Here is a 15,019-nt window from a genome sequence, read left to right on the forward strand (position 1 = left end):
CGGTCACCGATGCAGCGTGCGCGTGCTAGCGGCCGGGGTCGAGTGAGATTTTGACTGGTCCTACCAGTTTCTTCTGCCAGTGCTGTTTACTCACGGCTCTGTCCGGCTAGATTGGCGCTATAAGTCAAAGTGGTCCTACCAGCAGGAGTGTGTGCAGTGGGTACTGAAGGCAAGGTCAAGGTCGCCGACCAGGTGGCCGAACGGGTCGAGCGGCTTATCGTCGAGGGCGTGCTCAAGGTGGGGCAGGCGCTGCCATCGGAGCGGCGGCTGGTGGAGAAGCTTGGCTGTTCACGTTCGGCGTTACGGGAGGGACTGCGCGTTTTGCGCGGGCGCGGCATCATCGACACCGAACAGGGGCGGGGTTCGTTTGTCGCCGATCTCACCGGGCAGGCGGGTGCTACGCCTTTGATGCACCTGTTCAGTTCGCAACCGCGTACGCTGTTCGACCTGCTGGAGGTCCGGGCGTTGCTGGAGGCTGAGTCGGCGCGGTTGGCTGCGTTGCGCGCTACCGACGTCGACCGCCTGCTGATCCGCCGGCGCTATGAAGAAATGCTGGCTGCGCACGAGGCTGCGCCGGCGCTCGATGCCCGTGAGCATGCCCGTCGTGACCATGCCTTTCACCGGGCAATCAGTGAGGCGTCGCATAACCCGGTGCTGGTGCATACCCTGCAATCGCTCAGTGACCTGACGTTGAGCACTGTGTTTGCTTCGGTCAACAATTTGTACTGCCGGCCAGCGCAGAAACGCCAGATTGATCGGCAGCATGCGCGGTTGTATCGCGCGGTGATGGAGCAAATGCCCGAGCAGGCGCAGCGGGCGGCGCGTGAGCATATCTACGGCATACGCGACAGTTTGCAGGAGATCGAGCAGGAAGAGCAGCGCCTGGTCAGGGCGACCATGCGCATGGATGGCTGGGGGTGAAGCGGCACTGTACCGGCCCTTTCGCGTCGAACCGCCGCGAAAGGGCCGGTACAGGTTTACTCAATGGTCAGCCACAGGGTCATCTTGCGACAGGATGGCCCGGGCCAGCTCTTCATCATTGGCCTGCAGCCCTGGGTGGTCCTTGCGGGCCTGTTCAAGCGCCGATTCCACATAGGCGCCACGGATTGCACCGCCGCTGGCGACGAACGCTGAAAGTTCGTCACGGGCCGGGATGATCCGTTTGTCATCCTTGAAGGTCGAATACAGCGAAGCGGAAATACCGGCCGAGGTGGCGACGTCGCCCGCATCGACGCGGGCCAGGGCAGCGCCGGCAGGCATCAGGAGCAGCAGCGCAGGGGCGAGCAGTAGGTGGCGCATGTCGTGTTCTCCAGTAGCGTGAAGCACAGGGAAATAAACCACTCAGTGTCTAAGACGGCCGGGGCGTTCAGGTAGTTCCCTGCTCTTGGGTGGAGCGTGTCGAGAGGGAAAGTGCACCTGCCGCTGACGAGGCGGCTGAACTCACGGTTTTCAAGGTGCCGGCGGAGTGCGTCATGGATTGACCGCGTCGGGATGCGCGTGATTTGCTTGGGTGGATGGCACTTCACGGGCAAGCCCGCACAGGGCCCTGCCGATCATTCAAAGGAAACTGAAGGTTCGCCCATGTCCGACTACAAGCTGCATTGCTTCGCCGAATCCGGCAACGCCTACAAGGTTGCGCTCATGCTTGAACTCACCGGCCAGAGCTGGCAGCCGGTGTTCGTCGACTTTTTCCATGGCCAGACCCGTGAGCAAGCCTGGCGCGATGAGGTGAACGAGCAAGGCGAGGTGCCGGTGATGGAACACGCTGGCAAGCGCTTCACCCAATCTGCGCTGATCCTGGAATACCTTGCCGAACTGACCGGCCAGTTCGGGCCCCGCGATGAAGACGAAAAACGCGAGATCTGGCGCTGGATGCTGTTCGACAACCATAAGTTCACCAGCTACTACGCTATGCTGCGCTTTCTGTTCTGCCTGAAGAACACCGGTGAAACCGATGTCACGAGGTTCCTGCGCGAGCGTGCCAAGGCGGCTTACCGTATTGTCGACGCGCACCTGGCGAAGACGCCATTCATGGTCGGTGGCCGGTTGACCATTGCCGACCTGTCGTTGGCGGGGTATGTGTTCATGCCAGAAGACACCGGTATCCCGCTGGCAGAGTTCACCCACATCGAGGCCTGGAAAGCCCGCATCCAGGCGCTGCCGGGGTGGAAGCACCCGTATGAGCTGATGCCGCGCACGGCATCCTGACTCGTTCGCGACCAAGGCCGTCTCCACTGCGGCCCCGCAAAATCAGGTGTGTGGCACACCCCGAGTGGGTGCGCCACCCGCATACTCCGGCTTCAGGTGCCCTTGCTCATCCAGCAGATAGGCGTCCATCACCTCCCGCACCACCGGCCCTGCGACTCGGCCCCCAGCCTCGCCGTTCTCGATCATCACCGCCACTACCACGCTGGGATGCTCGGCCGGAGCAAAGCCGACAAACAGGGCGTTGTCGCGGTGGCGCTCCAGGGTCTTGTTGCGGTTGTAACGCTCACCCTGCTTGATCGCCACCACCTGCGCGGTACCGCTTTTGCCGGCAATTCGGTACTGGGCACCGGCGGCCGCGGCGCGGGCAATACCGCGCGGGTCGTGCATGACCATCTGCATGCCCTGGTTGACCTGGTCCCAGGCATGCTTGTCGTGCAGAACGATGTCGGGCATGGGGTGGGGGTCGATCGGCGTGTCGCCGCCCACGGTCATGGCCAGGTGCGGGCGGTGCCATACGCCCTTGCTTGCCAACAGGCTGGTAGCCTGGGCCAGCTGCAGGGGGGTGACCTGCATATAGCCTTGGCCAATGCCCAGGATCAGTGTCTCGCCCGGGAACCAGGCCTGGCGTCGCGTAGCGCGCTTCCACTCGGGCGAGGGCATCAGCCCGGAGGCCTCCTCGAACATGTCCAGCGACACCTTCTGGCCCAGGCCGAACTCGGCCATGTAGTCGTGCAGGCGGTCGATGCCCAGCTTGTGCGCCAGGTCGTAGAAGTAGGTGTCGTTGGAACGCATGATGGCGGTGTACATGTCCACCCAGCCGTCGCCGCTGCGGTTCCAGTTGCGGTACTTGTGGTGATAGTTGGGCAGCTCGTAATAGCCCGGGTCGAATACCCGGCTGCCAGGGGTGATCACCCCGCTGTCGAGACCAGCGATGGCCACTTCAGGCTTCACGGTCGAGCCGGGCGCATACAGGCCGCGCAGGACGCGGTTGAACAGTGGGCGGTCGATGGAGTCGCGCAGCGCAGCATACTGCTTGAAGCTGATGCCCTTGACGAACAGGTTGGGGTCGAAGCTGGGGTTGCTGACCATCGCCAGTACGTCACCATTGGCCGGGTCCAGCACCACCACCGAGCCACGGCGGTCACCCAGCGCTTTTTCTGCGGCTACCTGCAAATGGGCGTCCAGGGTTAAAACTATGTCCTGCCCTGGGGTTGGGTCCTTGTGGTTGAGCACGCGCATCACCCGCCCTTGAGCGTTGGTCTCGACCTCTTCGTAGCCCACGTGGCCATGCAGTTGGCTTTCGTAGAAGCGCTCGATGCCGGTCTTGCCAATCGATTGGGTGCCGCGGTACTCCGTGCTGTCGAGCGTCTTGGCTTCTTTCTCGTTGATGCGCCCCACATAGCCCACTGAATGAGCGAAATGCTCGGCCAGTGGGTACTCGCGGATGAATTGCGGCTCTACATCCAGGCCTGGCAGGCGGAACTGGTTCACGGCGACCAGGGCGATCTGTTCCTCGCTCAAGCCCACCATAAGGGTCACGGGCTCGAACGGTTTGCGGCCGCGGCGCAGGTCCTTGTCGAACTGCTTACGGTCGTCTTCGGTCAGGCCCAGCACCTGCGTCAGGGTGTCGAGCACTTTGGCCGAATCGCCGCCGGCCCGCTCGCGGGTCATGGTCAGGTCGAAGCTGGGCTTGTTGTCGGCCAGTACCACGCCGTTGCGGTCGTAGATCAACCCGCGTTCGGGGGCGATGGGCAACACGTGCACGCGGTTGTTTTCCGACACGGCCGTTTGTTGGTCGTGCTGCAGCACCTGCAGCACATAGAGCCGGCCAACCAGGACGGCACACAGGCTGAACACCATGGCGGCGCAGGCCAGAAGCCGACGGTTGACCAGGTGTCTTTCCTTTTCGTGGTCCTTTAGAGGGATAGGTTGCGGCATCAGTGAATCGATCCTGAGGGGTAGCAGTACGCGCGCGATCGGGCCGCGGATGCTACGCAACCCGTACTGCCCCCTCAAGACGAGCCCCGGCTGCCCGCTGGCTGGCATCGGCTGTGTGCCCCATGATCAGGGCGCTGAGGGGGAACATGAAGATTTGTTCATTGCGCATTGATGAGGGTGGCACAAGTCTGGTTTGCGATGACTTTGTGGATCCATAATTGGATTTTGTGCGATAACCGAACATCAAGTTTCTAATGTTGTTATAGATTAAATCGTTGATTTAAATGGAAAAAATTATTGTGCTCACAGCTATTTACTGAAATTGGCCGCGGAAAAATTGAGATTCAGTGCTTTCGTCATGTTGTCTATGGATCCATTATCTGGTTGATTAGCGCCTGACAACGGCCGGAGCCCTCCTGCCGTATGCGATAACAATTACAAAAAGGGTCCAGTCATGAATGGCTATCCAACGGCACTGAACCGTCAGGGTTCCGCCTGCGCGTGCGCATCTTTCCTCTCGCCTGTGGCCAAGCCTGGCCGACAGGTGACCCCATGAATACCGATCTCAAGCAACGTCTGGACAACGACCCGATGGGCCGCTTTCAGTGCCTGGCCATTGGTATTTGCATCATCCTCAACATGATCGATGGCTTCGACGTGCTGGTCATGGCCTTTACCGCCGCCTCTGTGTCTGCCGAGTGGAACCTGAACGGGGCGCAGGTAGGGCTTCTGCTAAGTGCCGGCTTGTTCGGTATGGCGGCCGGGTCATTGTTCATCGCGCCGTGGGCTGACCGCTTTGGCCGACGCCCGCTGATCCTGCTGTGTCTGGCGCTGTCCGGTATCGGCATGCTGCTCTCGGCACTGAGTCAGAGCCCGTTGCAACTGGCGCTGCTGCGTGGCCTGACCGGGCTGGGCATCGGTGGCATCCTGGCCAGCAGCAATGTGATTGCCAGCGAATATGCCAGCAAACGCTGGCGCGGCTTGGCGGTGAGCCTGCAGTCCACTGGCTATGCGCTGGGCGCGACCCTGGGCGGTTTGCTGGCGGTATGGCTGCTGGGGCATTGGGGCTGGCGTTCGGTATTTCTGTTTGGCGGCATCGTCACCGTACTGGTGATCCCGCTGGTACTGCTGTGGCTGCCAGAGTCGCTGGACTTTCTGCTGGCGCGCCGGCCGGCCAATGCTCTGGCCCGGGTCAACCGTCTGGCCGTGCGCCTCGGTCAACCGGCATTGGCGCAACTGCCGGCCGTTGCCGCAAGGGCAGAGGGTGCCAGCAGCGGTTTCAGGCAACTGCTGGCGCCGGCCATGCGCCGCACCACGTTGGTGATCTGGTTGCTGTTCTTCCTGGTCATGTTCGGCTTCTACTTCGTCATGAGCTGGACGCCAAAACTGTTGGTGGCCGCCGGCTTGTCGGCCCAGCAAGGCATCACCGGCGGCGTGCTGTTGAGCGTGGGCGGCATCCTTGGCGCGGCGCTGATCGGCGGCCTGGCTTCGCGCTGGCCACTGACTCGCGTGCTGGCGTTGTTCATGCTCATTACCGCTGCGCTGCTGGTGCTGTTTGTGGCCAATGGTGCCTCGGTCACTGCGGCGCTGGCGTTGGGGCTGCTGATCGGGCTGTTTTCCAACGGCTGCGTGGCTGGGCTGTATGCCTTGTCGCCGGTGGTCTACGACGCCTCGGTACGCGCCACCGGCGTGGGCTGGGGTATCGGCATCGGTCGCATGGGCGCGATCCTGTCGCCGACCGTGGCTGGCGTGCTGCTCGATGGCGGCTGGCAACCCCTGCATCTGTATGGCGTGTTCGCCATCGTGTTCGTGCTTGCCGCGGGTTGCCTGCTGTTGCTGCGCCCGATGAACAAGCCGGCGTCCACCCTGCCTGCTGATGCACTGAGTCACTGAGTGCAACCCGGCCTGGCCGGGTATCTGAATGCAACTTCCTGCTCCGGGTCAAGCTGGCCTGGGGCGGCCTGCTGCGCCTATTGAAAGCGGAGAACAATAATAATGATGGATACAACTTGCACGCTGGCCCGTTCGGCCTTGGCAGTTTCGCTGGCGTTTGGTCTCGGTTTGCCGGCCTGGGCCGATGAAGGGGGCTTCTTTGAAGGAGCCAAGGGCGGGCTGACACTACGCAACTACTATTTCAACCGTGATCTCCGCGACCCGGGGGCCGCCAAGGGCAAGGTTGAAGAGTGGGCCCAGGGTTTCATCTTCAAGTTCAGCTCGGGCTACACCCCAGGGCTGATCGGGTTTGGCCTGGACGGTATCGCCCTGTTCGGCGTGAAACTGGACAGCGGCCGCGGTACCAGCGGCTCAGAACTGCTGCCGGTGCACGATGACGGGCGTGCGGCCGACGACTACGGTCGGGCAGGGCTGGCGGCGAAGTTGCGTATTTCCGCGACCGAGCTGAAAGTGGGGGAGTTGTTGCCGGATATTCCACTGCTGCGCTACGACGATGGTCGCCTGCTACCGCAGACCTTCCGTGGCGCGATGCTCGACTCGCGAGAAATCGAAGGCCTGAGCCTGCAGGCCGGCCAGTACCGCGAGGTGAGCCTGCGCCACTCTTCGGACATGCAGGACCTATCTGCCTGGGCCGCGCCCGGGGTCACCTCGGACGGCTTCAACTACGCCGGCGCCGAGTACCGCTTCAACCAGCAGCGAACACTGATCGGCGCCTGGCACTCGCAGTTGGAGGACATCTACCAGCAAAGCTACTTCAACCTGCTGCACAGTCAGCGGGTAGGGGAGTGGACGTTGGGGGCCAACCTTGGCTACTTCATCGACCGGGATGACGGACAGGCGCGCATCGGCGACATCCAGAGCCGCACCGGTTACGCTTTGCTGTCAGCTTCGCACATTGGCCACACGCTGTACCTGGGGTTGCAGAAGGTCAGTGGCGACAGTCAGTGGATGTCGGTTTACGGCAGCAGTGGGCGAACCCTGGGCAACGACATGTTCAACGGCAACTTCAGCAATGCTGACGAGCGTTCGTGGCAAGTGCGTTATGACTACAACTTCGCCGCGCTCGGTGTGCCAGGGCTGCTGGCCATGGTGCGGTACGGGCATGGCGAGAACGCCACCACGGCGGCGGGCAGCAATGGCAAGGAGTGGGAGCGCGATGCCGAGGTGAACTACACCTTCCAGAGCGGGGCTTTGAAGAACCTCAACATCCGGCTGAACAACGCGACCAACCGGCGCAGCTTCAACAGTGATCTCGACCAGACACGCCTGATCGTCAGCTATCCGCTGACCTTGTAGGGGCGGGTTCACCCGCGAACACCGGCGCAGCCGGTGCCATGTTCCGCGTTGCCTGCTTCGCGGGTAAACCCGCTCCTACATTTACGGCGCGTGTCTTGAGACAGGTTGGTTTCTTGGCGCGCGCCTCCCCCCGTAGGAGCGGGTTCACCCGCGAACACCGGCAAAGCCGGTGCCATGTTCCGCGTCGCCTGCTTCGCGGGTAAACCCGCTCCTACATTTACGGCGCATGTCTTGAGACAGGTTGGTTTCTTGGCGCGCGCCTCCCCCCGTAGGAGCGGGTTCACCCGCGAACACCGGCAAAGCCGGTGCCATGCCCCGCGTTGCCTGCTTCGCGGGTAAACCCGCTCCTACAACAGGCCTGCAGCAACCCCTCGGCTTGCGCTAAGATGCCCGTTCACGTCTTTGGAAGTCGCCTGGATGAGCAAACCCGGTCAGATGGTGCTGGTTGCGTTGCGCAAGATGATCGCTTCGGGCGAGCTGGCGGCCGGCGAGCGCTTGATGGAAGTCCCAACCGCTGAACTGTTCGGCGTTTCACGCATGCCGGTGCGCATGGCATTTCGCACCCTCGAACAGGAAGGCCTGCTGGTGCGCTTTGGTGGCCGGGGGTTTCAGGTGCGCTCGGTCAGCGCCGATGACATCGCGGGTGCGGTCGAGGTGCGCGGTGTGCTGGAGGGGTTGGCGGCGCGTCAGGCTGCAGAACGTGGCTTGTCGGTGCAAGCACGCGCTGCGTTGCAACAGTGCCTGGTCGACGGCGATCAGCTGTTCGACAAGGGCTTTGTGAGCGAAGACGACTTGCAGGTCTATCACGACCTGAACATGCGCTTTCATCAGGTGATCATCGACGCCAGCCACAACCCGGCCATTGCCGTTGCCCTGGCGCGCAACGACCACCTGCCATTCGCCTCGGTCACCGCACTGGCGGTGGACCGCCATGATCTGGCTCGCGAATACCGGCGCTTCAACTTCGCCCACATGCAGCACCACGCCGTGTTCGACGCCCTGGTCAACCGCCAGGGTGCCCGCGCCGAAGCGATCATGCGCGAGCACGCCAATGCCACCTTGCGCTATGCCGAAACCTTTGGTGGGGCAGCGGCGGACGCGGGCATGAAAGTCATCCTGCCCTCGTCGTAAGCCGGATCAGATATCCAGCACCAGCAGCGGCGTCTTCGAGCGCGAGCAGCAAGGCGTGAACTGATCGTTCAGGGCCTGTTCCTCTTCGGTGAGAAACAGATCGCGATGGTCCGGTGTGCCCTGCAGCACGCGTGTCAGGCAGGTGCCGCAAATACCCTGCTCGCACGACATGGCGATCTCGATACCGTTCTCTTCCAGCACCTGCACCACGGTCCGGTCGGCTGGCACCTCGAACACCTGTCCCGTGCTGCCCACCTGCACCGAGAAACTGCCATCGTTGCTGGCATCCACCGGTGCTGCGGCGAAGTACTCGCGGTGCAGGTTGGCCTCCTGCCAGCCCAAGCCCTTCGCGCTGTCCAGCACATGCTGCATGAACCCGCCAGGCCCGCATACATACAGGTGCACATCATCTTGCGGGTTGCCCAGCACCTGGGCGATGTCCAGCGCCGTTTCCGGCTGCTCGTCAAAATGCACGAACAGCCGATCAGCGAACGGCGCGCTGCGAATCCGCTCGACAAACGCCGCACGTTCGCTGGAGCGGGCACAGTAGTGCAGCTCGAAGGCCTGGCCGCTGTGGGACAACTGCTCGGCCATGCACAGGATTGGGGTAATGCCGATGCCGCCAGCAAACAGCAAACTGCGCTGCGCACCCTCGGCCAGCGGGAACAGGTTGCGCGGCGCACTGATACGTAGCCGGGCACCGGCCTGCACCTGTTCGTGCAGGCTACGAGAGCCGCCCCGCGAAGCCGGGTCGTTGAGTACGCCAATCAGATAGCGATGGCGTTCTTCGGGGTGGTTGCACAGCGAGTACTGGCGCACCAGCCCGTCGGGCAGGTGCACGTCGATATGCGCGCCGGCGCTGAACGCCGGCAGCAAGCTGCCATCTGCCGCTGCCAGCTCGAAGCTGCAGATACCCTGGGCTTCATCGTTACGGGATACCACTACGGCATCGATCATGTCGGCTGTTCCTCAGGCAGGGGTGGCGCTGGTGGCGATCAGTTGCGGCTGCGGCGCACGCTCTTTGGCGATGATCCGCTCCAGCACCTTGCGTGACTGCACGCCGCCGGCATCGATGTTCAGCTTCAGCAAGTTGCGCTCGGGGTGGGCCAGCAGGTTCTGCTGCTGGCGTTCGAGCATTTCCAGGTCTTCGCTGAAAATCTTGCCCTGGCCCTCCCGGATGTTGTCGGTCAGGGTCTGGTCGTGCGCAGCGAAGTTGCGCGCCATGCCCCAGAAGTACCAGATAGAGGTATCGCTTTCCGGGGTGATGAAGTCGACCACGATGCTCGACGCCTTGTGCTGTGCCTCGGCGTGGTAGCCGCCCTTGCCGGCATGCGCTACACCCACTTCGATCAGCACATGGCTAGGTGGGGTGAAACGGCAGATCTGCCAGCGGTCCACTGGTACATCGTCGGCCAGGCCATTGCCACGCAAGGCCATGCGCCAGAACGGCGGTGCCATGATGTTTTCCATGTGCCGGGCGGTGACCACTTCGTCGCCGGTCACGGTGGTGACCGGCGGTGCCTCGTCGATCTCCTTCTGGCCGATGCTGGAGGCGTGCACATAGGTTTCATGGGTGAGGTCCATGAGGTTGTCGATCATCAGGCGGTAGTCGCAACCGATGTGGAACAGCCCGCCGCCGTAGGCCCACTCATCATTCACCGCCCATTCCAGATGCGGAATCAGCGCCGGGTCGGCCTGCGCCTGGTCACCGGGCCAGACCCAGATGAAGCCATAGCGCTCGACGGCCGCAAAGGTCTTGTTGCAGGGGAAACCACGCACCCGTTGGCCCGGCATCGACACGGTCTTGCCGTCGCAACCCATCACCAGGCCGTGGTAGCCGCACACCAGGTTGCCGTCCTCGACATAGCCCAACGACAACGGTGCGCCGCGGTGCGGGCAGAAGTCCTCGACGGCGGCTACTTGGTTCTCGCGGGCGCGGTAGAACACGATTTTTTCCCCGCAGATCTGCCGGCCCAGAGGTTTGGTGGCGATCTCATCGGGGGTGCAGGCGACGTACCAGGTGTTTTTGGGGTACATGGAAGGCTCTCCGGGGTTTTGTTTTTATTTAATGGATCCATTAAGGCTGCGCATGTAGTGAATGGTCAATGAGTTTTGCCCGTATTAAGTGAATTCTGTGCGATTATCGGTTTTTAGTGGATCCAATGATGGGTGTCTCCAGCGATTCGAGGGGGCGGCTACAGCAGCACGTCGTCTGACCAGAAGAGCGCCGGTGCAGAAGCAGGCCTGGCCGAACCTGCTATGCCTAAAGGGACACCCAACCCATCAAGGCCACTCGATGCTAGCCATCGAAAAACTCTACAAATCATTCCCCACCCCCCAGGGCCCGCTCCCCATATTGCAGGGGGTCGATGTGCGCCTGGCGCGGGGCAGCAGCCTGGCGCTGATGGGCGAGTCGGGAAGCGGCAAGAGTACTTTGCTGCACCTGGTGGCTGGCCTGGACCGAGCTGACAGCGGCCAGATTCTGATCGACGACGTTCCGCTCGACGGCCGTTCGGAAGCTTCCTTGGCGCAGTGGCGGCGGGAAGGGATCGGCCTGGTATTTCAGCAGTACAACCTGATCAGTAGCCTGGACGTAGGCCTGAACCTCACTTTCCAGGCTCGCCTGGCCGGGCGGCATGACCCGCATTGGGCGGCTTACCTGGCGCAGCGCCTGGGCCTGGCGGACCTGCTTGAGCGTTACCCGGAACAACTGTCTGGCGGCCAGCAGCAGCGCGTCGCCATCGGCCGTGCGCTTGCCGGGCGCCCGGCCTGGCTGTTGGCTGACGAACCGACCGGCAGCCTCGATGAAGCCAGCAGTGACGAGGTGCTGAGTTTGTTGCTGCAGTTGGTCGCCGAAGCCGGCAGCGGGGTACTGATGGTGACCCACAGCCCGCGGCTGGCGGCGCGTTTGCAGCACCGTTGCTACCTGCAGGCCGGCCGTGTGCGGCCCGAGCAGGGCTGATGAAGCTTTTGTCGCTGGCCCTGTTGGCGCTGCTCAGCCACTGGCGGCGCCATCGTGTGCAGTGCTTCAGCATCTTCACTGGCCTGTGGCTGGCCACGGCCTTGTGGACCGGTGTGCAGGCGTTGAACAGCCAGGCACGCAGCGACTATGCCCGGGCCAGCGCGGTATTGACCGGGCCGCTGCAGGCGCAACTGATAGCGCGCAATGGCGAGCGCTTCGATCAGGCGTTGTACGTGAAACTGCGCAGGCTGGGCTGGGCTGTTTCGCCGGTGCTGGAAGGGCGCTTGCGCTTGCCGGGCGAGCCCGCACGCAGTGTGCGACTGATCGGCATCGAGCCGTTGAGCCTGCCGCCTGCCAGCAGCATTGCCGGGGTGCAGGTGCAGGCATTCGACCTGCAAGCGTTCATCGGCTCGCCCGGGCAAGCCTGGGTTGGGCCAGACACCTTGCGTCAACTGAACACAAGCCCCGGGCAGCTGACCCGCGACAGTGAAGGGCAGTTGCTGCCGCCTATGGTTTTGCAGCCTGCGTTGGCACCCGGGGTCATCGTGGTGGACATCGGCCACGCGCAGACGTTGCTGAACGCATCGGGGCAGTTGTCTCGTCTGCTGCTGGCCGATACGCCCGGGCCGTTGCCTGCGGATATCGCCCGCCATCTTGAACTGCAGCCACGGCAGGACGATGGCGGCTTGCAGCGCCTGACCGACAGTTTCCACCTCAACCTGACCGCCCTCGGCCTGCTGGCGTTCGTTGTCGGCTTGCTCATTGCCCACGCCGCAATCGGTCTGGCGCTGGAGCAGCGCCGTGGGCTGATCCGCAACCTGCGCGCGTGCGGCGTCAGCCTGAAGACCCTGCTGGGTGCTCTGGTGCTGGAGCTGGGCCTGTTCGCGGCATTGGGTGGGCTGGCCGGGGTGGCCAGTGGTTACGCATTGGCCGCGTGGCTGTTGCCCGACGTGGCCGCCAGCCTGCGTGGTCTGTATGGCGCCCAGGTCGCCGGCACGTTGAGCCTGCCGGCGGGGTGGTGGCTGCTGGGTGTGCTGGTGAGTGTACTCGGGGCATTGCTGGCGGGGCTGGAGAGTGTAATGCGTGCTGCCCGATTGCCTTTGCTGGCGCTGGCGCAACCCCAGGCCTGGCGAATGGCGCAGGGGCCGTGGTTGCAACGTCAGGCTCTGATAGCGGGCCTGCTGCTGTTGCTGGCCTTGGGCTGTGGTGTCTTCGGGGCTGGCTTGCTTAGCGCGTTCGGCATGCTGGCAGGGTTGCTGCTGGCGGCGGCGCTGCTGTTGCCGGCGTTGCTCGATCGGGTACTGGCCTGGCTGGCGCGTCGTTGCCACCGGCCCTTGGCGCAATGGTTCGTGGCTGACAGCCGCCAGCAGCTGCCAGCCCTGAGCCTTGCGTTGGTCGCCCTCTTGCTGGCGCTGGCTGCCAGTGTTGGCGTGGGCAGCATGACCGAGGGTTTTCGCAAGACCTTTGTCGGTTGGCTTGACCTGCGCCTCTCCGCCGACTTGTATGTCACTCCACGGGATACGGCCCAAGGCTTGCAGATAGTCGAGTGGCTCAAGCAGCAGCCCGGGGCCAGCGTGGTCCTGCCCGGCTGGCGTGCAGACATGCAGCTGCAAGGTTGGCCGGTGCAAGTGCAGGGCATTGTCGATCACCCCGCCTATCGAACGCGCTGGCCATTGCTGGAACAGCATTCGCGCGCCTGGCAGCGACTGGCCAGCGGACAAGCCGTGATGCTCAGTGAACAGTTGGCCAGGCGCCTGAACCTGCAACTGGGCGACAACCTGCAACTGCCCGTAGACACGCCAGCCTTGCCCGTGGTGGGGATCTATGCCGATTACGGCAACCCCAAGGGGCATGTACTGGTCAATGCCGGCTGGTTGCGCGCCCACTGGCCACAGGCAACCCTGGCCGGCTTGAGTGTCGACCTTAGCGCTGAACGGGTGCCGGTGCTCAAGGCCGCGCTGCAACAGCACTTTGCCCTGGATGACAGCCGGGTGGTCGAGCAGGCGCGCCTGAAACGCTGGTCGACCGACGTGTTCAACCGCACCTTTGCCGCCACCGCAGCCCTCAACAGCCTTACCCTTGGCGTGGCCGGTGTGGCGTTGTTCATCAACCTGCTGACCCTGAGCCAGGCCCGGCTGGGCCAGTTGGCGCCGCTGTGGGCGTTGGGGGTGCGGCGCATGCAACTGGTCTGGCTGAGCCTGGGGCAGACACTCATGCTAAGCAGCTTCACCGTGTTGCTGGCAATCCCGCTTGGGCTGTTGCTGGCCTGGTGCCTGGTCGCAGTGGTGAACGTGCAGGCCTTCGGCTGGCGCTTACCGCTGTATGTGTTCCCCATGCAACTGCTGCAGTTGACCGTGCTGGGCATGTTCACCAGCCTGCTGGCCTGCGCCTGGCCGCTGTGGCAACTGGCGCGCCGCCAGCCGCGCGAACTGTTGAGGCCGTTGGCCGATGAAGCTTAATGCGTGGCTGTTGCTGACCGGGTTGTTGTTGTGCGGCTGTGATCAGCCAGCACCGCAAAGCTATGCCGGGCTCGGGCAGCAGGCTGGCGAATTCAGCCAGGTGACCCGCGATCATCGTCTGGTCTTCCCGCATGACCACGGTCCCCACGACGGCTTTCGTATCGAGTGGTGGTATGTCACCGCCAACCTCAAGGACGCCCAGGGCCGAGATTGGGGCGCCCAGTGGACACTGTTCCGCTCGGCCCTGCGCCCCGGTCCGGAGACCACCGGCTGGAACAGCCCGAACCTGTGGATGGGGCATGCAGCACTGACCGGGCCGGGTGGCCATCAGGCTTCGGAAACCCTGGCGCGGGGTGGTGTCGGCCAGGCCGGCGTGCAGGCCCAGCCGTTTCGGGCATGGATCAATGACTGGGTGTTACAAGGCCAGGGCGGTATTGAACAGCTGCAGATGGCCGCAAGTGGCGACGGTTTTCGCTATGACTTGCAGTTGCACAGCGATCTTCCCTTGGTGCTGCATGGGGAGCAGGGCTACAGCGAAAAATCAGGCAAGGGCCAGGCTTCGTACTATTACAGCCAGCCGTTCTACCAGGTCCAGGGGCAGGTCCAGCGTGGCAGCCTGTGCATCGCGGTTACCGGGCAGGCCTGGCTGGACCGGGAATGGAGCAGTCAGCCGCTGGCGCCCGGGCAGACCGGCTGGGACTGGTTTTCCCTGCACCTGGACAGTGGCGCCAAGCTGATGCTGTTCCAGGTTCGGGAGACCCACGGGGAACCGTATCGCGCCGGGACCTGGGTAGGGCCACACGGGGAGGTGATGGCGCTGGACGCGGCACAGTTCCAGCTGCAGGCCCTGGCCTGGTCTGCGCAGAAAAACGGCAAGCAGGTGCCCACGCGTTGGCGGGTGCAAGTGCCGGAGCATGGCGTGGATGTGCAGGTCGATGCCGTGGAGCCGCAGGCGTGGATGCAGACACGGTTCCCGTATTGGGAAGGGCCGGTACGCTTGAACGGGAGTGCGGGCGGGCGCGGGTATCTGGAGATGACCGGGTACTAGTGCAACAACGTTCAAGCAAGACAG

At 63.4% G+C, this 15,019-nt stretch carries 12 protein-coding genes; 8 read left to right on the forward strand and 4 right to left on the reverse strand.

Going from position 1 to position 15,019, the window contains the following annotated elements:
- Positions 1-156: 156 nt before the first annotated feature.
- The gene (gene glcC / locus AC3B5Q_RS10665; protein ID WP_021782078.1) at positions 157-921 is read left to right on the forward strand and encodes a transcriptional regulator GlcC; all 765 of its coding nucleotides are present in this window, start codon (positions 157-159) and stop codon (positions 919-921) included.
- A 60-nt stretch (positions 922-981) separates the two neighbouring features.
- On the opposite strand, the gene AC3B5Q_RS10670 is transcribed toward glcC, so the two are convergent.
- The gene (locus AC3B5Q_RS10670) at positions 982-1,299 is read right to left on the reverse strand and encodes a DUF2388 domain-containing protein (protein WP_003256154.1); all 318 of its coding nucleotides are present in this window, start codon (positions 1,297-1,299) and stop codon (positions 982-984) included.
- A gap of 282 nt (positions 1,300-1,581) precedes the next feature.
- On the opposite strand from AC3B5Q_RS10670, the gene AC3B5Q_RS10675 reads away from it, so the two are divergent.
- Complete coding sequence (locus AC3B5Q_RS10675) at positions 1,582-2,208, forward strand: glutathione S-transferase family protein (protein ID WP_488393083.1); 627 nt, start codon at positions 1,582-1,584, stop codon at positions 2,206-2,208.
- A gap of 42 nt (positions 2,209-2,250) precedes the next feature.
- On the opposite strand, the gene mrdA is transcribed toward AC3B5Q_RS10675, so the two are convergent.
- Entirely contained in the window at positions 2,251-4,146 is a 1,896-nt protein-coding gene (mrdA, locus tag AC3B5Q_RS10680) for a penicillin-binding protein 2 (protein ID WP_021782075.1), read from the reverse strand.
- A 552-nt stretch (positions 4,147-4,698) separates the two neighbouring features.
- On the opposite strand from mrdA, the gene AC3B5Q_RS10685 reads away from it, so the two are divergent.
- The 3 genes from AC3B5Q_RS10685 (at position 4,699) to AC3B5Q_RS10695 (ending at position 8,526) form a co-directional block, all read left to right on the forward strand.
- Complete coding sequence (locus AC3B5Q_RS10685; protein ID WP_021782074.1) at positions 4,699-6,039, forward strand: MFS transporter; 1,341 nt, start codon at positions 4,699-4,701, stop codon at positions 6,037-6,039.
- Positions 6,040-6,141: 102 nt separating this feature from the next.
- Positions 6,142-7,395 (forward strand): OprD family porin, encoded by a 1,254-nt coding sequence (locus tag AC3B5Q_RS10690; RefSeq protein WP_488393084.1) that lies wholly within the window; start codon positions 6,142-6,144, stop codon positions 7,393-7,395.
- Positions 7,396-7,812: 417 nt separating this feature from the next.
- The gene (locus AC3B5Q_RS10695) at positions 7,813-8,526 is read left to right on the forward strand and encodes a GntR family transcriptional regulator (RefSeq protein ID WP_003256147.1); all 714 of its coding nucleotides are present in this window, start codon (positions 7,813-7,815) and stop codon (positions 8,524-8,526) included.
- Positions 8,527-8,532: 6 nt separating this feature from the next.
- On the opposite strand, the gene AC3B5Q_RS10700 is transcribed toward AC3B5Q_RS10695, so the two are convergent.
- Both AC3B5Q_RS10700 and AC3B5Q_RS10705 read right to left on the reverse strand, forming a co-directional pair.
- Entirely contained in the window at positions 8,533-9,483 is a 951-nt protein-coding gene (locus AC3B5Q_RS10700; RefSeq protein ID WP_020192346.1) for a PDR/VanB family oxidoreductase, read from the reverse strand.
- A 12-nt stretch (positions 9,484-9,495) separates the two neighbouring features.
- Entirely contained in the window at positions 9,496-10,563 is a 1,068-nt protein-coding gene (locus tag AC3B5Q_RS10705; RefSeq protein WP_014860002.1) for a Rieske 2Fe-2S domain-containing protein, read from the reverse strand.
- A gap of 259 nt (positions 10,564-10,822) precedes the next feature.
- Here AC3B5Q_RS10705 and AC3B5Q_RS10710 point away from each other — a divergent pair, with 259 nt between their 5' ends.
- From AC3B5Q_RS10710 to AC3B5Q_RS10720, 3 genes are read left to right on the forward strand one after another with little or no spacing between them, the layout of a single operon-like run.
- Entirely contained in the window at positions 10,823-11,488 is a 666-nt protein-coding gene (locus AC3B5Q_RS10710) for an ABC transporter ATP-binding protein (RefSeq protein ID WP_103462348.1), read from the forward strand.
- Complete coding sequence (locus AC3B5Q_RS10715) at positions 11,488-13,947, forward strand: ABC transporter permease (protein ID WP_488393085.1); 2,460 nt, start codon at positions 11,488-11,490, stop codon at positions 13,945-13,947. The genes AC3B5Q_RS10710 and AC3B5Q_RS10715 overlap by 1 nt, the downstream gene beginning before the upstream one ends.
- Positions 13,937-14,995 (forward strand): lipocalin-like domain-containing protein, encoded by a 1,059-nt coding sequence (locus tag AC3B5Q_RS10720; protein WP_319298106.1) that lies wholly within the window; start codon positions 13,937-13,939, stop codon positions 14,993-14,995. Before AC3B5Q_RS10715 ends, AC3B5Q_RS10720 begins: the two co-directional genes overlap by 11 nt.
- The last annotated feature ends 24 nt before the right edge of the window (positions 14,996-15,019 follow it).

The organism is Pseudomonas sp. D5(2026) (assembly GCF_057766845.1).